At 71.2% G+C, this 24,742-nt stretch carries 22 protein-coding genes; 14 read left to right on the plus strand and 8 right to left on the minus strand.

The features are described 5' to 3' along the window. Positions 1-44: 44 nt before the first annotated feature. Both BM393_RS18510 and BM393_RS18515 read right to left on the minus strand, forming a co-directional pair. Positions 45-1,304 (minus strand): acyl-CoA dehydrogenase family protein, encoded by a 1,260-nt coding sequence (locus BM393_RS18510; RefSeq protein WP_091729918.1) that lies wholly within the window; start codon positions 1,302-1,304, stop codon positions 45-47. A gap of 87 nt (positions 1,305-1,391) precedes the next feature. Continuing rightward, on the minus strand, positions 1,392-2,138 hold the full coding sequence (locus BM393_RS18515; RefSeq protein ID WP_091729921.1) for a histidine phosphatase family protein: 747 nt from the start codon (positions 2,136-2,138) through the stop codon (positions 1,392-1,394). Between the two features lie 204 nt (positions 2,139-2,342). Here BM393_RS18515 and BM393_RS18520 point away from each other — a divergent pair, with 204 nt between their 5' ends. Beyond that, entirely contained in the window at positions 2,343-4,448 is a 2,106-nt protein-coding gene (locus BM393_RS18520; protein ID WP_175538408.1) for an acyltransferase family protein, read from the plus strand. A gap of 58 nt (positions 4,449-4,506) precedes the next feature. Here BM393_RS18520 and BM393_RS18525 read toward each other — a convergent pair whose 3' ends face one another. Further along, complete coding sequence (locus tag BM393_RS18525) at positions 4,507-6,504, minus strand: monovalent cation:proton antiporter family protein (protein WP_091729928.1); 1,998 nt, start codon at positions 6,502-6,504, stop codon at positions 4,507-4,509. A 281-nt stretch (positions 6,505-6,785) separates the two neighbouring features. On the opposite strand from BM393_RS18525, the gene BM393_RS18530 reads away from it, so the two are divergent. Next, positions 6,786-8,057 carry a Glu/Leu/Phe/Val dehydrogenase gene (locus tag BM393_RS18530; protein ID WP_091729933.1) on the plus strand — a complete coding sequence of 424 codons (1,272 nt, stop codon included), beginning with the start codon at positions 6,786-6,788 and terminating at the stop codon, positions 8,055-8,057. A 221-nt stretch (positions 8,058-8,278) separates the two neighbouring features. Here the strand turns inward: BM393_RS18530 and BM393_RS18535 are convergent, their stop codons facing one another. Then, the gene (locus tag BM393_RS18535; RefSeq protein ID WP_091729937.1) at positions 8,279-8,857 is read right to left on the minus strand and encodes a DJ-1/PfpI family protein; all 579 of its coding nucleotides are present in this window, start codon (positions 8,855-8,857) and stop codon (positions 8,279-8,281) included. A gap of 70 nt (positions 8,858-8,927) precedes the next feature. After that, positions 8,928-9,677: a phosphatase PAP2 family protein gene (locus BM393_RS18540; protein WP_254783492.1), complete on the minus strand. Its 750-nt coding sequence runs from the start codon at positions 9,675-9,677 to the stop codon at positions 8,928-8,930. A gap of 170 nt (positions 9,678-9,847) precedes the next feature. On the opposite strand from BM393_RS18540, the gene BM393_RS18545 reads away from it, so the two are divergent. The 6 genes from BM393_RS18545 to BM393_RS18570 are packed head-to-tail and all read left to right on the plus strand — an operon-like array spanning position 9,848 to position 14,949. Then, positions 9,848-10,510 (plus strand): response regulator transcription factor, encoded by a 663-nt coding sequence (locus BM393_RS18545; RefSeq protein WP_091729941.1) that lies wholly within the window; start codon positions 9,848-9,850, stop codon positions 10,508-10,510. Further along, positions 10,507-11,817 carry an ATP-binding protein gene (locus BM393_RS18550; protein ID WP_254783493.1) on the plus strand — a complete coding sequence of 437 codons (1,311 nt, stop codon included), beginning with the start codon at positions 10,507-10,509 and terminating at the stop codon, positions 11,815-11,817. Before BM393_RS18545 ends, BM393_RS18550 begins: the two co-directional genes overlap by 4 nt. Before the next feature lie 30 nt (positions 11,818-11,847). Beyond that, on the plus strand, positions 11,848-12,837 hold the full coding sequence (locus BM393_RS18555; RefSeq protein WP_091729944.1) for an SIS domain-containing protein: 990 nt from the start codon (positions 11,848-11,850) through the stop codon (positions 12,835-12,837). Beyond that, on the plus strand, positions 12,837-13,469 hold the full coding sequence (locus BM393_RS18560; protein WP_091729948.1) for an HAD family hydrolase: 633 nt from the start codon (positions 12,837-12,839) through the stop codon (positions 13,467-13,469). Before BM393_RS18555 ends, BM393_RS18560 begins: the two co-directional genes overlap by 1 nt. Beyond that, the gene (gene lptC, locus BM393_RS18565; protein ID WP_091729953.1) at positions 13,469-14,176 is read left to right on the plus strand and encodes an LPS export ABC transporter periplasmic protein LptC; all 708 of its coding nucleotides are present in this window, start codon (positions 13,469-13,471) and stop codon (positions 14,174-14,176) included. Before BM393_RS18560 ends, lptC begins: the two co-directional genes overlap by 1 nt. Next, a complete protein-coding gene (locus BM393_RS18570; protein WP_091729957.1) occupies positions 14,173-14,949 on the plus strand; it encodes an SDR family oxidoreductase in 777 nt (258 codons plus the stop codon). Before lptC ends, BM393_RS18570 begins: the two co-directional genes overlap by 4 nt. A gap of 166 nt (positions 14,950-15,115) precedes the next feature. Here BM393_RS18570 and BM393_RS18575 read toward each other — a convergent pair whose 3' ends face one another. Next, a complete protein-coding gene (locus tag BM393_RS18575; RefSeq protein WP_091729962.1) occupies positions 15,116-15,616 on the minus strand; it encodes an RNA-binding protein in 501 nt (166 codons plus the stop codon). A gap of 296 nt (positions 15,617-15,912) precedes the next feature. Between BM393_RS18575 and BM393_RS18580 the strand changes: the two genes are divergently transcribed. From BM393_RS18580 to BM393_RS18600, 5 genes are all read left to right on the plus strand, one after another. Continuing rightward, the gene (locus tag BM393_RS18580) at positions 15,913-16,845 is read left to right on the plus strand and encodes a helical backbone metal receptor (protein WP_254783494.1); all 933 of its coding nucleotides are present in this window, start codon (positions 15,913-15,915) and stop codon (positions 16,843-16,845) included. 8 nt (positions 16,846-16,853) lie between these two features. Further along, entirely contained in the window at positions 16,854-17,585 is a 732-nt protein-coding gene (creB, locus tag BM393_RS18585; RefSeq protein WP_091731831.1) for a two-component system response regulator CreB, read from the plus strand. Between the two features lie 6 nt (positions 17,586-17,591). Further along, complete coding sequence (gene creC / locus BM393_RS18590) at positions 17,592-19,109, plus strand: two-component system sensor histidine kinase CreC (RefSeq protein ID WP_091729966.1); 1,518 nt, start codon at positions 17,592-17,594, stop codon at positions 19,107-19,109. A gap of 62 nt (positions 19,110-19,171) precedes the next feature. Further along, on the plus strand, positions 19,172-20,599 hold the full coding sequence (gene creD / locus BM393_RS18595) for a cell envelope integrity protein CreD (protein WP_091729970.1): 1,428 nt from the start codon (positions 19,172-19,174) through the stop codon (positions 20,597-20,599). Positions 20,600-20,669: 70 nt separating this feature from the next. After that, the gene (locus BM393_RS18600; protein ID WP_091729981.1) at positions 20,670-22,373 is read left to right on the plus strand and encodes a GMC family oxidoreductase; all 1,704 of its coding nucleotides are present in this window, start codon (positions 20,670-20,672) and stop codon (positions 22,371-22,373) included. Between the two features lie 21 nt (positions 22,374-22,394). Here BM393_RS18600 and BM393_RS18605 read toward each other — a convergent pair whose 3' ends face one another. Further along, positions 22,395-23,771, minus strand: coding sequence for a M17 family metallopeptidase (locus BM393_RS18605; protein ID WP_091729984.1), 1,377 nt, complete (start codon positions 23,769-23,771; stop codon positions 22,395-22,397). A gap of 174 nt (positions 23,772-23,945) precedes the next feature. Continuing rightward, positions 23,946-24,350 (minus strand): thioredoxin family protein, encoded by a 405-nt coding sequence (locus BM393_RS18610; protein ID WP_091730006.1) that lies wholly within the window; start codon positions 24,348-24,350, stop codon positions 23,946-23,948. Between the two features lie 207 nt (positions 24,351-24,557). Here BM393_RS18610 and BM393_RS25825 point away from each other — a divergent pair, with 207 nt between their 5' ends. Then, positions 24,558-24,722 (plus strand): hypothetical protein, encoded by a 165-nt coding sequence (locus BM393_RS25825; RefSeq protein WP_158238893.1) that lies wholly within the window; start codon positions 24,558-24,560, stop codon positions 24,720-24,722. Positions 24,723-24,742 lie beyond the last annotated feature (20 nt).

Here is a 24,742-nt window from a genome sequence, read left to right on the forward strand (position 1 = left end):
TGGTGGGGTGCCACGCTTTGTGAGCGACGGTGTACGGGGACGGGTCAGCCGCCGCGGGTGACCGGCATGTCGCCCGCGTTCGGCAGGCTCATGTGGCGCGCCAGTTCCAGCTTGGCCAGCGAGTTGCGGTGCACCTCGTCCGGGCCGTCCGCGAAGCGCAGCGTGCGCTGTCCCGCCCACATGTAGGCCAGCGGGGTGTCGTCGCTGACGCCCATGCCGCCGTGGACCTGCATCGCCCAGTCGATCACCTTCAGCGCCATCGTCGGCGCCACGATCTTGATCATCGCGATCTCGGCCTTGGCGACCTTGTTGCCGACGGTGTCCATCATGTAGGCTGCCTTCAGCGTCAGCAGCCGCGCCTGCTCGATGCTGCAGCGCGCCTCGGCGATGCGCTCCTGCGTCACCGTCTGCTGCGCGATCGTCTTGCCGAAGGCGACCCGGGAGATCGCCCGCTTGCACATCAGCTCCAGCGCCCGCTCCGCCGCGCCGATCGAGCGCATGCAGTGGTGGATCCGTCCCGGGCCCAGGCGCCCCTGCGCGATCTCGAAGCCGCGGCCCTCGCCCAGCAGGATGTTCTCCACCGGCACCCGCACGTTCTTGAGCTCGATCTCCATGTGGCCGTGCGGCGCGTCGTCGTAGCCGAAGACGCTGAGATGGCGCTTGACCGTGATGCCGGGCGTGTTCGCCGGCACCAGCACCATGGACTGCTGCTCGTGGCGGCCGGCGTCCGGGTTGGTCTTGCCCATCACGATGTAGAGCGCGCAGCGCGGATCGCCGGCGCCCGACGACCACCACTTCGTCCCGTTGATGACGTACTCGTCGCCGTCCCGTTCGATGCGGCACTGGATGTTGGTCGCGTCCGACGAGGCCACGTCGGGCTCGGTCATCAGGAAGGCGGAGCGGATCTCGCCGCGCAGCAGCGGCTCCAGCCAGCGGTCCTTGAGCGCTTCGCTGGCGTAGCGCTCCAGCGTCTCCATGTTGCCGGTGTCGGGCGCGGAGCAGTTGAAGACCTCCGGCGCCCAGTACACGCGGCCCATGATCTCGCACAGCGGCGCGTACTCGAGGTTGGACAGCCCTTCCGGCGCGCGCGCCGAGCGCGGCAGGAACAGGTTCCACAGCCCGGCGGCGCGCGCCTTGGGCTTGAGCTCCTCGATCACCTTCGTCGGGATCCAGGCGTTGCCGGCGCGGCGGTTGGCCTCGATCTCGGCGTGGTAGCGATGCTCGTTGGGATAGATGTGCTGGTCGAAGAACGCCAGCAGGCGGTCGCGCAGCTGTTCAACCTTGGGGCTGTAGTCGAAGTTCATGGAGGAGTCTCCCGGTGAGGCGTTCTTGATGCGTTCTTGATGCGTTCGTGAGGCCGTGAGGCGCGCGGCGGGTCGGCGCAGCGCGCGTCAGCCGCGCTGGCCGCGATAGCGGAGGTACTGCGCGTACAGCGCCTCCATCGTGGTGGACCGTTCGTCCGCATGCAGCGGATGCGAGGGTGCGAAGTTGCAGACGCGCAGCAGCCAGTCGCCGGGCGCGTCGCCGGTCGGCGGCGCGACGTCCAGCACGTTGATGCACGCCGGCGACTGGACCCAGCTGCCGAGCATCAGGCGCTGGCCGCCGGTGACCGCATGCGACAGGATCGCGGCGTTGACGACGCCGTGCAGCACCAGCAGCGCACAGTCCCAGTCGGGATCGGCCTGCAGGCGGGCGACGCCGCCCAGCACGCGGTCGAGCAGCTCGCCGACGCTCTCGCCGTTGAGGAAGCGCTGCGATTCCGGGACCGGGCTGCGCTGCAGGCCGGTGAAGGTGCGCGCGAGTTCATCGGTGGGGATATCGCCGAGGCGGCCGCCGCGGATCTCCTGCCACTCGGGCCAGACCTGCGGCGAGAGCTCGCCCTGGCCGGCGTGGCGCAGCACCAGGTCGGCGGTCTCGACGGTGCGCGGCAGACCCGACACGATCACGCGATCGAATCGCACGCCAGCCGCGCGGAACGCCTCGCCGGCGGCCTGCGCCTGCGCGATGCCGTCGTCGTTCAGACGCACCTGCTCGGGCAGCACCGGGCGCCCGGTCGTGCCATCGAAGTAGGTCACCGCGCCATGCCGCATCAGGTAGACGCGGCGGCGTTGCGGGCTGCGGGGCTGGGTGTCCAACATGGGCGGCAGTGTGGCGCAACGACGCAGGCCGCACTGTCACGCAGGCGGCAGGCCCGCGGACCGGGCCACAATTCGCCGCCGTGCCGTGCCGTGCCGTGCCGTGCCGTGCCGTGCCGTGCCGTGCCGTGCCGTGCCGTGCCGTGCCGTGCCGTGCAGCGGCGCGCCCGTGCCGCTTTCGTTCCCCGCCTCCGTCCTGACGCCTTGGTGACAAGCCCCGCTCCGCTCCCCCCTCATCGCCCGCCGAGCCCGCACGCGGCCGGCGAGCCACCGCTGCGCGACGACATCCAGGTACTGCGCGCGGTCGCCGTGCTGTGGGTGCTGCTCTATCACGCGCAGGTCCCCGGCGCGTCGGGCGGCTACCTCGGTGTCGACATCTTCTTCGTCATCTCCGGCTACCTGATCACCGGCCTGATCCAGCGCGCGCTGCGGCGCGGCGACTTCTCCTTCCGCGCCTTCTACGGCCGGCGCGCGCGGCGTCTGCTGCCGGCGGCCTACGTGGTGCTCGGCGCGACGCTGCTCGTCGCGCCGTGGGCGCTCAACCGCCGCGAGCAGATCGACTTCGTCGGCCAGTTGCTGGGCGCGCTGGGCTTCGCCAACAACCTCGTGCTGTGGAAGCAGACCGGCTACTTCGAGGGCGCCAGCGACCTCAAGCCGCTGCTGCACTTCTGGTCGCTGGCGCTGGAGGAGCAGTACTACCTGGTGCTGCCCGCGCTGCTGGTCTTCAGCCCCGCGCGGCTGCGGACGGCGACGGCCATCGCGGTGACGCTCGGCAGCCTGGCGCTGCTGGTGTGGTGGCAGCCGATCGACGCCGGCGGTGCGTTCTACCTGCTGCCCACGCGGGCCTGGGAACTGGGCCTGGGATCGATCGGCGCGCTGATGACGTCCGTGTCGGCGTCGATGGCGACAGCAACGGCGACGGCGAGGTCCTTGGCCGACACGGCCGACGCGCGCGCCCTGCGCTGTCAGCGCGTCCTGAGGACGCTGACGCTGCCGTCATGGGCGCTGCTGCTTGTCGTCCCCGCGGCGCCGCAGTTCTTCGGCACCGCGCACCCGGGGCCGGCGGCGCTGGTCGTCGGCCTGGCGACCCTGGTCCTGCTGCTGCGCGAGCCCCAGCGCTGGCCGCGCGTCGCGGCGCCGCTGATCCGCATCGGCGACTGGTCGTATGCGCTGTACCTCGTGCACTGGCCGCTGATCGCGATCCTGCACAACGCCTGGGTCGGGTTGAAAGCCGATCCGCAGGCGCTGATGGCCTGGCGCATCGGCGCGGTGCTGCTGTCGTTCCCGCTGGCGTGGCTGCTGCACCGTGGCGTCGAACGGCCGGCCAAGGCGGCGCTGACCGGGCCTCGCGGGGCCTGGATCCTGGGCAGCGGCACGGCGGCGCTGGCGCTGGGAGGCATCGGGCTGGCGCTGCACAAGCCGGCGCCGGGGGCGATCGACTTCGTCGAGCTGCGCAAGCCCAACTACGGCCTGTCTGCCAACTGCGATGCCGAGGAGCCCTTCGACGGCCGCGAGGACTGCCGCACGCGGCCGGGCGCGCGCTGGATGGTCTGGGGCGATTCCTACGCGATGCACCTGGTGCCGGGGTTGGTCCGCGTGGCCAGCGACCAGGGGTTGGCGCAGGCGACGAAGTCCTCCTGCGGCCCGTTCCCCGGGCTGACGCCGGTGCGACCGGGACTGGGCCGCGGCAACAGCTTCGCTTCACCGTGGATCGAGCAGTGTCAGGCCTTCAACGCATCGGTGCTGCGCTGGCTGGCGCGGCATCCGGAAATCGAGACCGTGGTGCTGTCCAGCTTGCTCACGCAGTACCTGGATGCGTCGAAGTACGAGTTGCAGCGCACGCGCGGCGATGCGTCGGACGACGGACGGGTGCGCGGCGAGCGGGCGATGAGAGAGGCCCTGCTGGCGGACATGGCCGAGACGGTGAAGCGTCTGAGGGCGATGGGCAAGCGGGTGATGGTGGTGGCGCCGCCGCCTTCCGCTCCGTTCGACATCGCGGGCTGCCTGGAACGCCGGCAGGCGCGTCGCTGGATGATCGGCGCCACGCCGGGCTGCGTGATCGATGTGAAGGACGACGAGCAGCGGCGCGCCTCCGAGCATGCGTTCATCGAGGCGCTCGCGAAGGCGGAGGCGCGGCTGCCGGTGCTGCGCTTCGAGCCGCTGCTGTGCGACGGCACGAGCTGCCAGGTCGAGCGCGACGGCGTGCCGCTCTACCGCGACCAGGGCCACCTCAGCCGCGAGGGCTCGAGACTGCTGATGCCGGCCGTGATGTCGGAAGCCGTGGGCGAACGGCAGCTCGCGTTGCGAAATTGAACTGAATGAGTCCCTCGCCGAGGGAGTTCTGGGAGTGGCAGATCCCGCAGGGGCGGCGTCAGCCGACCAGCAACCCGTGCTCGGCGCGCGCGAGCGCCTCGGGCGTGCCGGAGATGACCAGCGTGTCCCCGCCCTGCAGCACCAGGTCGTCGCTCGCGTCCTTCACCGCGCCGTTGGGGCGGCGCACCGACAGCACGCTGACGCCCCATCCCGCCAGCCCGAGCTCCCCGAGCGTGCGGCCTTCCAGCGCGCTCGCCATCGGCAAGCTGATCGACTGCAGCCGCGCCTGATCGCGTTCCTCCGAGGTGTCGTCGTCCGCCCCGTGGAAGTAGCCGCGCAGCAGCCCATAGCGCCGGTCCCGCGCATCGCGCGCGATGCGCAGCACGCGCCGCATCGGCACGCCGACCAGCGCCAGCGCATGGCTGGCCAGCATCAGCGACCCTTCGATCGCTTCCGGCACCACCTCGGTGGCGCCGGCGGCGCGCAGCTTCTCCAGGTCGGTATCGTCGATCGTCCGGACCACCACCGGCACATGCGGCGCGTGCCCGCGCACCTCGTGCAGCACCTTCAGCGCCGACGGCGTGTCGTGGTACGAGATGACGACGGCGCTCGCGCGCGTCAGGCCCGCGGCGATGAGGCTGGGCAGACGCGCCGCGTCGCCGAACACCACGCTCTTGCCGGCCGCCGCGGCCTGCCGCACCCGGTCCGGATCCAGGTCCAGCGCCATGTAGGGGATGTGCTCCGCCTCCAGCAGCGTCGCCAGGTTCTGCCCGCTGCGGCCGTAGCCGCAGATGATCACGTGGGCATCGGTCTTGATCGACTTCTTCGCGATCGTCGTCAGCTGCACCGACTGCAGCAGCCAGTCGCTGGCCGACAGCTTCATCACGATGCGGTTGCTGTGCTCGATGATCAGCGGCGTCATCAGCATCGACAGCACCATCGCCGCCAGCACCGGGCTGACCCATTGCGCCGCGATCAGGTTGTGCTGCGCGCCCAGCGTCAGCAGCACGAAGCCGAATTCCCCCGCCTGCGCCAGGTACAGGCCGGTGCGCAGCGCCACGCCGGTCGGCGCGCGGAACAGCTTCGCCAGCCCCGCCACGAGCACGAACTTCGCGGTCGTCGGCACCAGGGTCAGGATGATGACCAGCGGCCACTGGAAGACCAGCGTCTGCCAGTCCAGCCGCATGCCGATGGTGATGAAGAACAGCCCCAGCAGCACGTCGTGGAAGGGCCGGATGTCCAGCTCCACCTGGTGCTTGTATTCGGTCTCCGCGATCAGCATGCCGGCGACGAACGCACCCAGCGCCAGCGACAGCCCCGCATGCTCGGTCAGCCAGGCCAGACCCAGCGTCACCAGCAGCAGGTTGAGCATGAAGAGCTCCTGGCTCTTGCGCCGCGCCACCAGCGTCAGCCAGCGGCGCATCAGGTGCTGGCCGCCGGTCAGCAGCAGCACCAGCAGCAGCGTCGCCTTCAGCGCCGCCCAGCCCAGCGACTCGATCATCTGCGTGCCGCTGCCGCCCAGCGCCGGGATCAGCACCAGCAGCGGCACCACGGCCAGATCCTGGAACAGCAGCACGCCGATCACGCGCCGGCCATGCTCGCTCTCGAGCTCCAGCCGCTCGGCCATCAGCTTCACGACGATGGCGGTGGAACTCATCGCCATCGCGGACCCGAGCACCAGCGAGCCCTGCCAGCCCAGGTCCCAGGGCCAGCCCATCAGGCCGAAGAACCAGCGCAGGAAGAGGTTGCCCGCCATGGTGCCGCCGATCGTCACCACCACCTGCAGCAGCCCCAGCCCGAACACCATCGCGCGCATGCTGTGCAGCTTGGGCAGGTTGAACTCCAGGCCGATCGCGAACATCAGGAACACCACGCCGAACTCGGCCAGGTGCTGCACGCCGGGGACGTCGCTGGCCAGCGCCAGCGCGTTCGGACCGATCAGCACGCCCACCACCAGGTAGCCCAGGATCGGCGGCAGCTTCAGCGAGCGGCACACCACGACGCCCAGCACGGCGGCGATCAGGTAGATGAGGGTCAGGTCCAGCGCGGAAAGCATGGCGGCGATGGTACTGGCCCCCCGGCCCCAGGCGGCCCCGGATGCAGCAAGGACAGGCCTCGCCATAGGGCCGGCGAGCGGCGCCCCAGCCAAGCGGGCGCGGGTCGCGACGCGCGGTCCGCCGCTGCGGGACGGGGCTGGCTTTGGTCACGCGTCAGGCGCAAACTACCCGCCTTATGCATCGGGCGCATGCCCGCATGTGTACTCGGCTTTGCCGGACGTGGCGGACGCGCAGGGCTTCGGGGTACCGTTCGCGCCACCGAAAAGTTACGGAGCATTTCATGCCCAACCTGAGTTTCGTTTCCCCCACGCGCAACAGTCCCTGGGGCACCTACCTGTCCCAGATCGACGCCGTCGAGCCCTACCTGGGCAAGCTGGCCCGCTGGGTGGAAACGCTGCGCCGCCCCAAGCGCGCGCTGATCGTGGACATCCCCATCGAACTCGACAACGGCACCATCGCCCACTACGAGGGCTACCGCGTCCAGCACTCGCTGACTCGCGGTCCCGGCAAGGGCGGCGTGCGCTACCACCCGGACGTCACGCTGGAAGAAGTGATGGCGCTGTCGGCCTGGATGACGGTCAAGAACGCCGCGGTGAACCTGCCCTACGGCGGCGCCAAGGGCGGCATCCGCCTGGACCCCAAGACGCTGTCGCTGAAGGAACTGGAAAAGGTCACCCGCCGCTACACCAGCGAGATCGGCATCATCATCGGCCCGACCCAGGACATCCCCGCGCCTGACGTCAACACCAACGGCCAGATCATGGCCTGGATGATGGACACCTACTCGATGAACGTCGGCGCCACCGCCACCGGCGTCGTCACCGGCAAGCCGATCCCGCTGGGTGGCTCGCTGGGCCGCGTGGCCGCCACCGGCCGCGGCGTGTTCGTCGTCGGCCGCGAAGCGATGCGCCGCCTGAACATCAACATGGAAGGCGCCCGCGTCGCGGTGCAGGGCTTCGGCAACGTGGGCTCGGTGGCCGCCAAGATGTTCGCCGCCAACGGCGCGATCGTCGTGGCCGTGCAAGACCACACCGGCACCATCCAGAACGACAGCGGCATGGACATGGCCTCGCTGCTGGAGCACGTCGGCCACACCGGCGGCGTCGCCGGCTTCAAGGGCGCGGACCGCATCGACAACGAGAACTTCTGGGACGTGAAGTCCGACGTGCTGATCCCCGCCGCGCTGGAAGGCCAGCTGTCGGGCGAGCGCGCCAAGCGCGTCCAGACCCGCCTGGTGCTGGAAGGCGCCAACGGCCCGACCACGCCCGACGGCGACGCCGTGCTGGCGGACCGCGGCATCATCGTCGTCCCCGACGTGATCGCCAACGCGGGCGGCGTGACCGTTTCCTACTTCGAGTGGGTGCAGGACTTCTCGTCGTTCTTCTGGACCGAGGACGAGATCAACGTCCGCCTGGACAAGATCCTGGTCGGCGCGTTCAAGGGCATCTGGGACACGGCCGAGCAGCACAAGATCCCGCTGCGGACGGCGGCGTTCACGGTCGCTTGCACGCGCGTGCTGCAGGCCCGTGAAGAGCGTGGTCTGTATCCCTGATCCACAGCCGCGGGTTTCTCGCGGTTACGGAGTGGATGGGCCCCATGTGGGCCCATTTTTCATGGGTCGGCGGAGGGCGCAGGTGGAGTTCATGCGCAGGCCGGGGCGTTGGCCGCCAGGGCATGGGGCCTTGGCGGCGAGCGCCAAAACCCCACGCCCTGCCGTCCCCCATCACCTCCGTCCTTCGACGGTTTTGCGAGCGGGGACTTTGGGGGAGGAGGTCAGTGGCTGATCTTCGTGCCGAGCACCTGCAGGAACTGTGCGATCCAGGCGGGGTGCGCGGGCCAGGCAGGCGCCGTGACCAGCTTGCCGTCGGTCACCGCCTGGTCGACCGGGATGTCGGCGTAGCTGGCGCCAGCCAGTTCCACTTCCGCGGCGCACGCGGGGTAGGCCGATACCTTGCGGCCACGGATGATGCCGGCGGCGGCCAGCAGTTGCGCGCCATGACAGATCGCGGCGATCGGCTTGTCGGCCTGGGAGAAGTGCTGCACGAGCGGCAGGACGCCAGGCATCGTGCGCAGGTACTCGGGAGCCCGGCCACCCGGAATCACCAGTCCGTCGTAGTCCTGCGGCTTGATCGCGTCGAAGCTGGCGTTCAGCGTGAAGCGGTGACCCGGCTTCTCCGAGTAGGTCTGCGCGCCCTCGAAGTCGTGGATGGCCGTGAGCACGAAATCGCCGGCCTTCTTTCCCGGACAGACGGCATCGACCCGGTGTCCCACCGCCTGCAGCGCCTGGAACGGCACCATCAACTCGTAGTCCTCGACGTAGTCGCCCGCCAGCAGCAGCAGCTTCTTGCCCATCGCATCTCTCCAGAGTCGGTTGAGGGAGCGCCGATTCTGGGAGGCCAGGGCCGTCAGGTCGATGAATCCCTCATGTACCCGCGTCGGCGTCGCGGGCTCGCAGCGCCGGCGCGGCAGCGACCGCGAGCGTCCAGCAGATCCAGGCGGTCCACATCGTGTGGCTGGGGTAATGCGCGCCGCGCGCCATCTGCGCCAGGCCGTACAGCGTGCCCATCACGAGCACCGCGCCCAGTGCGATCCGCGCCTGCCGCGGATAGGCGCGGCGCAGCATGAAGAAGAGGCTGAAGAAGGCGAAGGCGGAACTCGCATGACCCGATGGGAAGCAGTGCCCCGGTCCGCCGTCGCCGACGCCAAAGCGCCAGTGCGACACGTAATGCGCGACGCCGCCGAATTCGGCCAGGTCCCACGGGCAGCTGGTGTTGCTGCCCTGCTTCATCAGCGGAATCAGCACCAGGCTGACCGCTGTCAGCGCGACGGCGCCCCAGCGCTCGCGGCGCGTCAGTCCCGGCCACAGGGGTCGCAGCGCGTTGATCAGCAACACGACCGCCAGGCCGGTCGCCACCCAGCGCCCGCCCTGGTGCAGCAGGCCCGAGGTGAGCCAGTGGTCGCGCAGCGCGAAGCCGTGCGCATCGGCGAAGAGCCGCACCACGGCCAGGTCCCAGCCGGCCGCATCCCAGAGCAGCAGCGCAGTGAGCCCCGCCAGCGCGACCAGCCAGCCGCGGCGCAGGTCCGGCAGGCGCAGCGCGCCGACAGGGGACAGGACGGGCGCCGACGCCGATCCGGCGCCCAGCGGCAGGGGGGAGAGGGGAGGCGTGTTCACGGCCTCGCAGTGGGCACCGCCGCCCTGAAGTTCGACTGAAGCCAAGCTGAAGGCCGGCTGAAGTTCTGCGACAGTCCGCACAGTGCGCGCCGCGGCCGGACCGACCGGTGGCCGCTGGTATCGTTTTCGGCCCGACGGCCCCCTTTCCCGCGGCTGCCCGCCGCACGCCCATGCGACTCCTGCTGCTCGAAGACGACGAATTGCTCGGCGAGGCTCTGCGCGATTTCCTGCGCGACGAAGGCCATGCCGTGACCTGGGCCCGCCGCCTGGCCGAACTGCTGCCGCGCCAGCATGAGGACTTCGATGCGCTGCTGGTCGACTGGCAGCTCCCGGACGGCTCCGGCCTGGACTGGCTGCGTGGCCTGCGCCAGCGCGGCGTGTCGATCCCGGCGCTGATGCTGACCGCGCGCGACCTGCTCGCCGACCGGCTGCAAGGCCTGGACAGCGGCGCCGACGACTACCTGGTCAAGCCCTTCGCGCCCGAGGAGCTGGCGGCCCGCTTGCGCGCCGTCAGCCGCCGCCACGCGGGCGCGAGCAGCTCGCAGCGCCGCCATGGCGACGTGGTGCTGGACCTGGCCGCCAAGCGGGCCACGCGCGACGGGCAGCCGGTCGAGCTCACCGCGCGCGAGTGGGCCGTGCTGGAGGCGCTGGTGCAGCGCGGCGGCCGGCTCTATCCGAAGCGCGACCTGGAGCTGCAGGTGCTGGGCGACGACGCGGAGGTGCTGAGCAACGCGCTGGAGGTCCATGTGTCGAGCCTGCGCCGCAAGCTCGGCCGCGAACTCATCGAGACCGTCCGCGGCCTGGGCTACCGGCTCGGCCCGGAGGCGCCGTGAGCGGCACGCCGGGGCCGCGCCGCCCGTCCATCGCCGGCCGCCTGGCGCGCCAGCTGCTGCTGATCTCGGCGTTCTGGGCGGTGCTGGCCGGGGTGAGCGTCTGGCTGGTCGTGCAGGAGGAGGTCGACGAGCTGCTCGACGAGACGCTGCAGGCGTCCTCGCAGGTGCTGGGCCAGCTGCTGCGCCAGAGCCAGGCCATGCCGGCCCAGATCGCCGACAACGACGACCTCAGCACCCATTTCGCCTGGCAGCTGGTGGCGCCGGACGGCGCCTTGCTGCATCGCTCGCCGCTCGCGCCGATCAAGGCCTGGAAGCTGCCGCCGGGCTTCAGCGACTGGCAGGACGACGGCAGCGATGGCGACGACTGGCGCGTGCACGTGCGCCCGCTGCCGACGGCGGCCGGCCCCGGCTGGCTGATGGTGGCGCAGACCAGCGCCGAGCGGAAGGAGGTGCGCAGCCGCGTCGGGCTGGCCAGCGCCTTGTCCGCGCTGCTGGTCGGCGGGCTGTGCATGGTGTGGATGAACCGGCGCGCACGCGCCGAGCTCGCGCCGCTGGGCGAGTTGTCCGCCGCGCTGGGCGGCTACGACCCGCTCGACACCCGGCAACTGCTGCCGGAGCAGCCGCGCAGCGAGCTGGCGGAGATCCGCGCCGCGGTGCTCGACCTGGGCCAGCGCCTGGCCCAGCGCGTCGCCAACGAGCGCGCCTTCAGCGCGCATGCGGCGCATGCGCTACGCACGCCGCTCGCGGGCATGGACGCCCAGCTCGCGATGGCGCTGCGCGAGGCGCCGCCCGAGTCGCGCGCCCGGCTGCAGCGCACCCGCGAGGCGGGCGACCGGCTGCGCCGCGTGGTGACCGCGCTGCTGACGCTGTTCCGCACCGGCATGAGCCTGCGCTGGCAGCGCCTGGACCTGGTCGAGCTGATGCAGCTCCTGCCCCTGCCCGACGGCCTGGTGCTGGACCTGCCGCCGGAGGCCGGCATCGACGCCGATCCGGACCTGCTCGCCGCCGCGCTGATCAACCTGATCGACAACGCCTGGCGTCACGGGGCCTCGCAGGTGCGGCTGCGCCTGAAGGCCCAGCTGGACGGGGGGATGACGCTGGAGCTCACCGACAACGGCGAGGGCGTGGCCGACTGGCAGCGCGTGGACCTCAACGACGCGCTGGAGCGGCAGCAGTACGAGGGGCGCATGGGCCTGGGCCTCATGATGGCCGACCTGGTGGCCCGCGCCCACGGCGGCGACCTGCGGCTGCCGGCCATGGAAGCGGGCTTCGGCGTGGCGCTCAGACTGGGGCCGGCGCCGGACTGAATCGACCCCGGCGGCTACACTTTCGCCCTTATGACGACCCACGCCGCCCTCACCCATTCCCGCGCGCTCGACGTGGCCCGCGCGGCCTTGCAAGTCGAGGCGGACGCACTGCTCGCGCTTGGTCCCCGCCTGGGCGAATCGTTCGAACAGGTGGTCCGCAAGATCCTGGATTGCTCCGGTCGCGTCGTCGTGATGGGCATGGGCAAGAGCGGCCACGTCGGCCGCAAGATCGCCGCCACCCTGGCCTCCACCGGCACGCCGGCGTTCTTCGTCCATCCCGGCGAGGCCAGCCATGGCGACCTCGGCATGGTCACGCCCGGCGACATCGTGCTGGCGCTGTCGAATTCCGGCGAAAGCGACGAGCTCAACGCCATCATCCCGGTGCTCAAGCGCCAGGGCGTGACGCTGATCGGCATGACCGGCGGGCTGTCGTCGTCGCTGGCCAAGCATGCGGACTTCGTGATCGACTCGCGCGTGGCGCAGGAGGCCTGCCCGCTGAACCTCGCGCCGACCGCCAGCACCACCGCGCAGATCGCGCTGGGCGACGCGCTGGCTGTGGCGCTGCTGGATGCGCGCGGGTTCCGCGCCGAGGACTTCGCCCGCTCCCATCCGGGGGGCTCGCTCGGCCGGCGCCTGCTGACCCATGTGCGCGACCTGATGCGTGGCGGCGACGCGCTGCCGCGCGTGAATGCCGAGCTGCCGCTGCTCGACATGATGCGGGTGATGTCCGACAAGGGCCTGGGCTGCGCGGTGCTGGTCGGCGCCGACGGCAAGGCCGGCGGCATCTTCACCGACGGCGACCTGCGCCGGCTGATCGAGCGCGGCGGCGACCTGCGCGGCCTGACGGCCGGCCAGGTCATGCATCCGAATCCGCGCACCGTGGCCGCCGACGCGCTGGCCGTCGACGCGGCCGACCTGATGGAGCAGGCCCGCATCACGCTGGTGCTGGCCGTGGACGACGAACAGCGCCTGGTCGGCGCGATCAGCATCAACGACCTGATGCGCGCGAAGGTGATCTGATGAGCGCTTCCTCCCCGACTCCCGCGGACGCGGACGCGCCGGTCGTGCGCGAGCTCCAGCCCGCGCTGGCCTTTCCGCCGGAACTGCTGCTCAAGGCGCAGGGCCCGGCGCTCGGCCTGCGGGCCGCGATCTTCGACGTCGACGGCGTGCTGACCGACGGCCGCATCTACCTCAGCGCGCAGGGCGAGGAGTTCAAGGCCTTCGCGACGCTGGACGGCCACGGGATGAAGCTGCTCGCGCAGGGCGGCATCGTGCCGATCGTCATCACCGGCCGCGATTCGCCGGCGGTGCGGCGGCGGGTCGCCGACCTCGGCCTGCCGCACGCCGTTTATGGCGCCAAGAACAAGCTGGCCGCCGCGCAGCCGCTGCTCGACCAGCTCGGCCTGCGCTGGGAGCAGGTGGCGGTGATCGGGGACGACTGGCCCGACTTGCCGCTGATGGTGCGCGCCGGTTTCGCCTGCGCGCCGGCCCAGGCGCATGCCGAGGTCAAGGCGGCCGCGCATCACGTCACCACCGCCGCCGGCGGCCACGGCGCCGCCCGTGAGTTCTGCGACCTGCTGCTGATGGCCGCGGGCCAGTACGCGCGGCTGCTGCACGGCCACCTCGAGACCCTGGACGGGAGCGGCCACTGATGGCGGCGCTCGCTCCGCCGCCGACCTCGCCGCGGCGCCGCGTCCAGCCCTTGCTGTGGCGCCTGCAGTCGATGCTGGCCAGCTACGTGCCGCTGCTGCTGATGGCGATGCTGGCCGGCTTCACCTGGTGGCTGATCAAGAACACGCCGCAGCTGGAGACGCCGCGCGAGAAGGCCGCGCCCAAGCACGAGCCCGACTACCGGATGAACGGCTTCGAGGTCGAGCGCTTCAGCAGCGACGGCCGGTTGACCGGGCGCATCATCGGCACCGAGATGCGGCATTACCCCGACAACGACACGCTGGAGATCGACGCGCCGCAGCTGCGCGCCTACGGCAAGCAGGGCGAACTGCTGGTCGCCGACGCGCAGCGCGGCCTGTCCAACGGCGATGGCAGCGAGGTGCAGCTGCTCGGGGACGTGAAGGTCAAGCGTTATCCGGACGGCGATCCGTCGCAGCCGCCCGACCTGGAGCTGTATGGCGAGTTCCTCCATGCCTTCGTCCCGCAGCAGCAGATCCGCTCGCATCTGCCGGCGCGCGTCATCGGCATGGGCGGCGAGATGCAGGTGAAGAGCTTCGTCTACGACCAGCTCACCGGCCGCCTGAGCTTCAGCGGCGGTGGCCGCGCCACCTTCGCCGCCCGACCTGGCGCGCGCGCCGCGGCACCGGCCGCCAAGGCCTCGGCGCCGACGCCCGCACGCAAGCCATGAATCGACTCGTCTACATCACCGGTGCCTCGAGCGGCATCGGCCAGGCGCTCGCGCTCCAGTACTACCGCGAGGGCTGGAACCTCGCGCTGGTCGCGCGCCGCGTCGAGGAACTCAGCGCCTGGGCGGAGCAGCAAGGCCTGGCGCCGTCACGCTGGCGGGTCTACCGCGCCGACGTCAGCGACATCGAGGCCATCACCGCCACCGGCCGCCGCTGCATCGCCGAGCAGGGCCTGCCCGATGTGGTGATCGCCAACGCGGGCATCAGCATCGGCATGGACACGGCGATCCATGAGGACCTGGCCGTGATGCAGCGCGTCTACGCGACCAACAACATCGGCCTGGCGGCGACCTTCCATCCCTTCGTCGGCCCGATGCGCGAGCGCCGCGGCGGCACGCTGGTGGGCATCGCCAGCGTCGCGGGCATCCGGGGACTGCCGGGGCACGGGGCGTATTGCTCCAGCAAGGCGGCGGTGTTCAGCTATTGCGAGAGCCTGCGCGGCGAATGCCGGCCCGATGGCGTGAAGGTCGTGACGATCGCACCGGGGTATGTCGATACGCCGCTGACGCGCGAGAACCGCTACAGCATGCCCTTCCTGATGCAGCCGGACGACTTCGCGCGCAAGGCCTACGCCGCGATCGAGGCCGGCGCCCGGGTGCGCTTCATTCCCTGGCAGATGGGGCTCGTGGCGCACGCGATGCGCCTGCTGCCGGGCGCGGTCTTCGACCGGCTGCTGGCGGGGCGTCCGCGCAAGCATCGGCAGGGCGAGCGCTGAGCGGCAGCGCCCTTCGGGGCGCTCGCGCCCACCGGGGTGGGCCGACGCGCGTCGGCCGCCGTGGCGCCGATGACGATTCCCGCGATGCTCTGCCATGCGGGCAAAAGAAAAGGCGCTCCGAGGAGCGCCTTGTTCATTGCGAGGCGGGGATCAACCCCGCCGTGGCTCAGTAGCCGCCGCGACCGCCGCCGTAGCTGCCGCCGCCGCCACCACCGTAGCCGCCGCCGCCACCACCGCCGCCGTAGCCGCCACGGCTGCCGCCGCCACCGCCGTAGCCGCCGCGACCACCGCCGCCGCCGCCACCACCGTCGCCGCCACCACCGCCGCCGCCGCCGTAGCCGCCACGGCTGCCGCCGCCGCCACCGAAGCCGCCGCGACCACCGCCGCCGCCGCCACCGAAGCCGCCGCCCGGACGGTCTTCACGCGGACGCGCCACGTTGACCACGATCGCGCGGCCTTCCAGGGCCTGACCGTTCATGCCGTTGATGGCGGATTGCGCTTCGTCGTCGGTCGACATTTCCACGAAGCCGAAGCCCTTGGAACGGCCGGTCTCGCGGTCCATCATGACCTTGGCGGAGATGACGGTGCCGAATTGCGAGAATGCCTCCTGGAGCGACTCATCTCGCACGCTGTAAGCGAGGTTGCCCACGTATAGCTTGTTTCCCATGGGGGAAGCCCTTTCAAAACCAAATAACCCAATGTGCTGCTTCAACCCATCGTGAACCACTCATACGAAGGCGCTGCATTCAGGCGATCCGATTATGTGTGACAGGATTGGCGGTTCGCAACGCGTCAAGCCGGTTGTTGTTTTTCGGCTTATGCGCGCAAACCCCGAGCAGTGTCGGAAGCGCTGGAAATCCCTCGCCCCCGGCTTTACATCGGGGCAAAACCGGCTCCCGAGACCCCCCGCCGGCACTCGGTGTTTTCCACTATGCGGGTGAACCCGCCCCCTGATCGCACAAGGTGACGCCCATCGCCCTCCAGCGCCCGCCGTCCACACCCGTCCCGCTCACGCCCGAGCTGCGCATCGTCTCGCTGGTTCCGTCGGTGACCGAACTGCTGTTCGCCCTCGGACTGGGGCCTTGGGTGGTCGGTCGCACCGGTTTTTGCATTCATCCCGCGCCGGCGGTGTCAGCAATATCAAAGATCGGTGGCACCAAGGACGTCAATCTCCGCAAGCTGCGGAGGCTGGCCCCCAGCCATGTCATCGTGAACGTTGATGAAAACCGGCTCGAGACGGTCCAGGCCCTGCGCGAATTCGTCCCCCATGTGGTGGTGACGCATCCCTGCGCACCCGCTGACAACCTGACCTTGGTCACCCAGATGGTGGAGATGGTGGAGGTATTTGCCGCCGATTGGAGGGTCAGGTCTGAACTCACCGGCAGAAATCTCCAAGGCTCGGAAGAAAGTTCGACAGGGGCGAGTTCGCTCCCGCATGTCCCCGATCTCCGTGACCGGGCGAACCGGCTGGCCGACGCCCTGCGGGAGGAATTGGCGGCCTGCCTGGCCCTGCGGACATCCGGCGAGGGGCGGCCGACGCCGCGCGTCCTCTACCTGATCTGGCGCGACCCCTGGATGACGGTCGCCCGCGATACCTATATCTCCTGCATGCTCGCGGAGGTGGGCTGGTCGACCTGGCCCCCGGTCGAGGGCGGCGAGCGCGGCGCGGCGCGCTATCCGGTGCTGACGGGCGACGAGCCCTGGCTGGCCGGCGTCGACGAACTGCTGCTCAGTTCCGAGCCCTACCGGTTCGGCGCCCAGCACCTGGCCGAAGCCCAGGCGCTGTGCCCGAACGCGAGGGTGCGCCTCGTCGACGGCGAGTTGGTCAGCTGGTATGGCCCGCGCGCCGCCGAGGGGCTGCGTTACCTTCGCGGACTGTCCGCCGCTCCGCGATGATCGCGCCCATGAGTTCGACCGCGCCCGCCCCGTCCTCGCCCACCCTGCCGCCCGCGCCGTTTGCCGGCCAGGTCCTGCTGCTGGAGGACGACCCCGCCATCGCCCAGACGGTCAGCTTCGTGCTGGAACGCGAGGGCTACAGCGTCCGCGCCTGCGGCTGGCTGCACGAGGCCCGCGCCGCGCTGGCCACGACCCCGCCGGACCTGGCGATCCTGGATGTGGGCCTGCCCGACGGCAACGGCCTGGACCTGTGCCGCGAACTGCGCCAGGGCCCGCTCGGGCGCCTGCCGGTGCTGATGCTGAGCGCGCGCAGCGAGGAGAGCGACAAGGTGCTGGGGCTGGAACTCGGCGCGGACGACTACCTCGCCAAGCCCTTCAGCAACCGCGAGCTGGTGGCGCGGGTGCGGGCGCTGCTGCGGCGGGCCCAGGCCCCGGCGGAACCGAGCGCGCCGGCCGTGGCCGGTTTCCTCGTCGAGGCCGAGGGCTCCCGCGTGCGTTTCCATGGCGAGCTGCTGCCGTTGACCCGCCGCGAGCTCGGCCTGCTGCTGCGACTGCTGAAGGCGCCCGGCCGCATCCACAGCCGCGAGAGCCTGCTCGATGCCGTCTGGGGCCTGGACGCCGACAGCGGCGACCGCACCGTCGACACCCACATCAAGACGCTGCGCGCCAAGCTGCGCCAGGTGCGCCCGGAGCTGGACCCCATCCGCACGCACCGCGGCATGGGCTACTCGCTGGAGTGACGGCGCATGCGCCTGGGCCTGCGGCTGTTCCTCGGCTTCTTCCTGGTGGCGGGCCTGAGCGCCTTCATCCTGCTGCGCGTGGTGCTGGGCGAGTTCAAGCCCAGCGTGCGCGAGGTGATGGAAGACATGATGGTGGACACCGCCAACCTGGTGGCGGCGCTGGCCCGCGATGAACTGGCCGCGATGCCGCCCGGCGGCGACCTGGTGGGCACCGCTTTCGCGCAACGGGTGAAGGACTACGCGGAGCGGCCGGTGGACGCCCGCATCCTCAGCGCCCGCAAGCGCACGCTGGATTTCCGCATCTATGTCACCGACGCCGCCGGCCGCGTGGTGCTGGACACCAGTCCCGCGCCGGCGGTCGGGCAGGACTACTCGGCCTGGAATGACGTCGCCCGCACGCTGCGCGGCGAATACGGCGCCCGGACGACGCCGGAACAGCTGACCCCCTACGGCAACGCCGGCGACCTGGGCAACGGCAAGGACGCGCAGGGCAGCCCGGTGATGTACGTGGCCGCGCCGGTGCGCCTGGACGGCCGCACGATCGGCGTGGTCACCGTCGCCAAGCCGGCCGCCGCGGTGCAGCAGATCATCTACCGCGCCGAGCGCCGCATCTGGATCGCGGGACTGTCGCTGCTGGCCGTATCGCTGGCGGTGGGCGTGGCGGTGACGGCCTGGATGATCGTCACGGTGCGGCGCCTGCGCCGCTACGCCCAGGAAGTGCAGATGGGCGAGCGCCAGGCGCCGCCCAAGGTGCCCGGTGAACTCGGCGACCTGGCCCATGCGATGGACGCGATGCGGGAGCGGCTCGATGGGCGCGAGCGCCTCGAGCACATGGCGCGCGCGCTCACGCATGAGCTCAAGAGCCCGCTGGCGGCGCTGCGCGGAGCCGGCGAGCTGCTGCAGGACGACCTGCCGGCGCCGGACCGCCAGCGCTTCGCCGCGCAGGTGGTCTCGCAGAGCGAGCGCATGACGGAACTGGTCGAGCGGCTGCTGGCGCTGTCGACGCTGGAGTTGCGGCGCGGGCCGGCGCATCCGCGGCCGGTGGCGCTGGCGGCCACGGTCGACGAGGTGCTCGCGCAACTCGACGACCGCCTGGCGCAGCAGGCGCTGACGGTGCGCTGGCTGCGCCGCGACGAGGTCGAGCTGCAGGCCGACGCCGAGATGCTGATGCTCGCCATCAGCAACCTGCTGGTCAACGCGATCGACTTCTCGCCCGCCGGCGCGGAGCTGACGCTGCAGGTCGGCATCGAGCCCGCGTCCGGGGCGGGCGGCCGCCGCGCGTTCTTCGAGCTCCGCGACCAGGGGCCCGGCGTGCCGACCGCCGCGTTCGCGCAGCTGGGCGAGCGCTTCTTCTCGACGGCGCGACCGGGCAGCCTGCGCAAGGGCTCCGGCCTGGGCCTGGCGATCGTGCGCCAGATCGCCGGCCTGCACCGCGGCGACCTGCGCTTCGAGCCGGCCGAGCCGGGCCTGCGCGTGCGGCTCTCCTTCCCCCACTTCACGGCCGCCACACAAACTTCGTCCTAAGCTCACCCCGCCTGCCGAGACTGCCGCCTTCCCTAAATGGCCCGCGGGCAAGGAGAGGACGAATGCAGAGCAAGGCGCTGTGGTGGAAGCTGCTGATCCTGGGCGGGGTGACGCTGCTGTTGCTGATGGTGCTGATGCGCATCGGCTGGCTGGTCGACGAGCGCCAGCAGCGCCAGCGCGCCGCCGAGGCCAGCGTGGCGCTGGCGCAGGCCGGACCGCAGGTGCTGCTCGGGCCGGTGCTGCAGCGCAGCTGCACCGAGGAGTGGGAGAACGTCAGTGGGACCGGCAAGGACCAGACACGCACCGCCGAGCGGCGCGACTTCGTGCTGTCGGCGGTGCCGGCCGAACTGGCCGTCGACGGCACGCTGAACCAGGAACAGCGCCAGCGCGGCCTGTTCAAGGTGAACGGTTACGCGGGCGAGGTCGCGCTGCAGGCACGCTGGGCGTCGCTCGGCGCGCTGGTGCCGGTGGCCGAGCACAAGGGCCGGTTGAACTGCGAGGACCCGCGCGTGATGGTCGCCGTCAGCGACGCGCGCGGCCTGCGCGCGGTGACGCTCAAGCGCGGCACGGAGGCCCTGGCGGTGCGCCCGGGCACCCGCCACGGCAGCTATCCGCATGGCCTGCATGCCGTGCTGCCGGACTCCGCGCTGGACCAGCCGCTGAGCTTGACGGTGGCCATCAAGCTGATCGGCATGACGGACTTCGGCATCGTGCCCGCCGCGTCCGCGACGCAGGTGAAGCTGCGCTCGAACTGGCCGCATCCCAGCTTCGGCGGCCGCTTCCTGCCGATGTCCCGGCGGATCGACGACAGCGGCTTCGAGGCGCAATGGCAGGTCACCGAGCTCGCCACGACCGCGCCGCGCGACGTGCTCGCCGGCTTCGCGCTGCCCGGCGTGGCGCGGGACCCCGATGCCGGCCCCGCCGCGTATGCGCCGGCCCGGGTCGCCGCGCAGGACGGCCGCGCCGAGGTCGTGGCGGACACGCTGGCCTTCTCGATGATCGACCCGGTCAACCCGTATGTGATGAGCGATCGCGCCATCAAGTACGGCCTGATGTTCATCGTGCTGACCTTCGTCAGCGTCGGCTTGCTGGAGCTGCTGTCCGGCCGCCGCGTGCATCCGGTGCAGTACCTGCTGGTCGGCCTGGCGATGACGCTGTTCTTCCTGCTGCTGCTGAGCCTGTCGGAGCACCTGAGCTTCCCGGTCTCCTATGCGCTGGCGGCTGGCGCGGCCGTCGGGCTGCTGGCTTTCTACGGGGCTTCGATGCTCGGCGCGGCTTGGCGCGGCCTGGGCTTCGGCGCGCTGGTCGCGGTGCTCTACGGCGCGCTGTACGTGCTGCTCAGCCTGGAGACGGCCTCGCTGCTGGTCGGCGCGACCCTGCTCTTCGCGGTGCTGGCCGCGGTGATGGCGCTGACGCGGCGCATCGACTGGTACGCGCTGGGCGGGCGCACTGCGGATCCGCCGGAGGTCGCGCCCGCGGGCACTCCGTGACAACGCGGTTGCCGCCCGCCCGCGGCTCGGTCAGCATGGGTCTCCACGGACCCTGGACGACAAGAGAGACATGGGCGGAGACAACCCTGCGGGCGGGCCGGCGACGGTCCGCGAGGCGGCCTCGGGCCGCTTCGACTTCATCATCGTGGGCGCCGGCACCGCCGGCTGCCTGCTGGCCAACCGGCTGTCGGCGGACCCCGCCAAACGCGTGCTGCTGCTCGAGGCCGGCGGCCGCGACGACTACCACTGGATCCACATTCCCGTCGGCTACCTGTACTGCATCGGGAACCCGCGCACCGACTGGCTCTTCAAGACCGAGCCCGACGCCGGCCTGAACGGCCGCAGCCTGCGCTACCCGCGCGGCAAGGTGCTGGGCGGCTGCTCCAGCATCAACGGGATGATCTACATGCGGGGCCAGGCCCGCGACTACGACGGCTGGGCCGCCGCCTCCGGCGACGACGCCTGGCGCTGGGACGCGGTGCTGCCCTACTTCCGCCAGCACGAGGACCATTGGCGGCTGGACGACGGCGCCGAGCGGCCGCCGGGGTTCGATCCCGCCCTGCATGGCCACGGCGGCGAGTGGCGCGTGGAGAAGCAGCGGCTGCGCTGGGCGGTGCTGGACGCGTTCGCCGCGGCCGCGCAGGAGGCCGGCATCCCGGCGACGCCGGACTTCAATCGCGGCAACAACGAAGGCGTCGGCTACTTCGAGGTCAATCAGCGCGCCGGCTGGCGCTGGAACACGGCCAAGGCCTTCCTGCGACCGACCTGCTATCGCCGCCCCAACTTCGAGATGTGGACCGGCACGCAGGCGCAGCGGCTGCTGCTCGAGCAGGTCGACGGCGCGACGCGCTGCGAGGGCGTGCTCGTGCGCACGCCCCAGGGGCTGGAGGAGATCCGCCTCAACCCGGGCGGCCAGGTGCTGCTCGCCGCCGGCGCGATCGGCTCGCCGCACCTGCTGCAGCTGTCGGGTCTGGGCCCGGCGGCGCTGCTCCAGCGACACGGCATCCAGGTCGTGCGCGACCTGCCGGGCGTCGGTGGCAACCTGCAGGATCACCTGCAGATCCGCGCGGTGTTCCAGGTGGAGGGCGTCAGCACGCTCAACACGCTGGCGTCGAGCTGGTTCGGCAAGGCGCGCATCGGGCTCGAGTACGCGCTGCGCCGCACCGGACCGATGAGCATGGCGCCGTCGCAGCTGGGCGCGTTCGCCCGGAGCGGTCCGGACAAGGCCTGGCCCGATTTGCAGTACCACGTGCAGCCGCTGTCGCTGGAGGCCTTCGGCGAGCCGCTGCACGGCTTCAACGCGTTCACGGCCAGCGTCTGCAACCTCAATCCCACCAGCCGCGGCAGCGTCGCGATCCGCAGCGCGGATGCGACCGACGCGCCCCTGATCGCGCCCAACTACCTCAGCACCGCCGAGGACCGCGAGGTCGCCGCGCGCAGCCTGCGACTGACGCGACGCATCGTCGAACAGCCGGCGCTGGCGCGCTACCGGCCCAGCGAATACAAGCCCGGCGTGCAGTTCCAGACGGACGAGGAGCTGGCGCGGCTGGCGGGGGACATCGCGACGACGATCTTCCATCCCGTCGGCACCTGCCGCATGGGGCGCGGCGACGACGACGGCGCGGTGGTCGACAGCCGCCTGCGCGTGCGCGGCGTGAGCGGCCTGCGTGTCATCGACGCCAGCGTGATGCCGACGATCACCAGCGGCAACACGAATTCGCCGACGCTGATGATCGCGGAGCGCGCCGCCGCCTGGCTGCGCGCCGGGGAATGACCGACGGGGAGGGAGCGGCGGTCAGCCGCTGAAGCGCTCCTCCAGGTAGGCCAGCAGCGTGCGGAGGGTCTGGGCTTCGCCGCCGACCGGGCGGCCGGGGCGTGCGATGTCGTTCCAGGCGAAGAGGTCGACATGCAGCCAGTCCTGCTCGGCCGGGATGAAGGCCTCGAGGAACAGCGCGGCGTTGATCGCGCCGGCCAGCGCGCTGCGACCGGTGTTCACGATGTCGGCGATGCTGGAGGTGATGCCTTCCTTGTAGGGCGCCCACAGCGGCAGGTGCCACAGCGGGTCGTCCATCTTGAGGCCGAGGTCGACCAGGTCGCGGGCGGTGTCCATGTGCCTGGCGAAAAGCGCCGGCAACTGCGCGCCCAGCGCGACGCGCGCGGCGCCGGTCAGCGTCGCCAGGTCGATGATCAGCTCGGGCTTGAACTCGGCCGCGTAGGCGAGGGCGTCGCACAGGATCACGCGGCCTTCGGCATCGGTGTTGCCGATCTCGATGTGCAGGCCGGCGCGCGTCTTGATCACGTCGCCGGGCCGGTAGGCATTGCCGCTGATCGAGTTCTCCACCGCCGGGATGAGCACCTGCAGGCGCACCGGCAGCTTCAGCGCCATGATCAGCGTGGCCAGGCCCAGCGCGTTGGCCGCGCCGCCCATGTCCTTCTTCATCTGGCGCATGCCGTCGGCCGGCTTGATGTCCAGGCCGCCGGTGTCGAAGCACACGCCCTTGCCCACCAGCGTCAGCCGCGGATGCTTGTCGCTGCCCCAGTTCAGCTCGACCAGGCGCGGCGCGCGGGTGCTGGCGCGGCCGACCGCGTGGATGGCGGGGAAGTTCTTCTTCAGCAGGTCGTCGCCGACGATTTCCTTGAACTTGGCGCCATGCTGCTTGCCCACCACGGCGGCGGCCTTCGACAGCTCCTCCGGGCCCATGTGCTCGGCCGGGGTGTTGACCAGGTCGCGCACGGCGGAGATCGCGGTCGCGATGGCCAGCCCCCGCTGGCCGTCCGCGCTGCTCTTGATCAGCAGCTGCGCCGGCTCGCGCTTGCGCGGCTTGTAGAGGTCGAACTGGTAGCAGCCCAGCTCCCAGGACAGCGCCGCGGCCTCGTCCTGCAGCGCCAGGCCCTCCGGCGACAGCGTGTAGTTGCCCTCGGGCAGCGCCAGCGGCAGCGCGGACAGCGCGAACGGATGGGCGGCATGGGCCACGCCGGCGAAGACCTGGGCCAGCTTGCCGTCCTCGCCCGGCACCAGCGCGAAGGTGTCCGGCGCCGCCGAGAAGCCGAGCGTCGCCAGCCATTGCTGGGTGCGCTTGGGCAGCTTGGGGCCGAGGGCCTGGTAGGTGGCGCGATCGAGCGCCAGGATGGGCGTGGCGCGAGCCACAGAGTTCTTGAATTGGACGTTCATCGATGCACCGGTCCGTCGCGGGTCGCGCGGGAGGCCGGCCTGGGGGTTGGCGGTGGCGCATTCTCGCTCGCGCTTCCCTCGGTGGAGGGGGTCATGCCGCCGTCCGGGGGCACGCCGCCGACGAGCGTCGCCCGATGGCGGGTCGCCGTCAGGAACCGGTGAGGGAAAGGGCGATCAGCAGGACTGCCGCAGGCGCGACAGCAGGGCCTGCGCCGCGGCGGTGGTGCCGACCGGCGCGCTTGGGCTGGCGGCGGACATCGCCGGGTTGTCCTCGGCCGCCTGGATCAGACGCTGCGCCGCGCCCGGGCCGGGAAGCACCGGGCCGATGAAACACAGCCGCTCGCCCTGGCCGATCAGCAGCGTGGGGAAGGTCTCGACCTCCAGGTCGTCGACCAGTTCGGCGTCGTCCTCGATGTCGACCCAGAGGAAACGGGCGCCGGGATGCAGTTGGCGCAAGCTCGCGAAATCGTCCCGATAGGTGTCGCAGGTGCGGCACCAGGCGGCGCACAGGCAGGCGACCAGCAGTTCGGACGAGGGGGCCGACGGGCGAGACGAGGGGGACGGCGACACGGCGGACATGGGAGGCGAGCTTAGCGGGAAAGCGCCAGACGCGATCGCGTTCGAATTGCGTCCTATGCACCTGATTGGTGCGTCATGCGTGACGATGGCGCGAGCTTTGTTCAGATTTGTGAGGGCGCTGTCAACGCAGTCCCAAAGGCTTGCGTTAGCTGGCACAAAGCGGTCATCCCCCGCTTCCCGACGCTGAAAAGCCAGAGGTCCCCGACCATGATGAAGTTCCAGACCCGTACCGAATCCCAGCCGCGCCGCCTTCCGATGCCGGAACTGGCGAACCACGACAAGGGCCGCAAGCACGAGGCCTTCGAAGTTGCCAGCCTGGGCTGCGACCGCCGCAGCGTCGCGCGCGCCCTGCGCTTCGATCGCAAGCGCTGATCCCCGGCGCGGAAGCCGCC

The organism is Mitsuaria sp. PDC51, from assembly GCF_900113225.1.
Lineage (GTDB): Bacteria > Pseudomonadota > Gammaproteobacteria > Burkholderiales > Burkholderiaceae_C > Roseateles.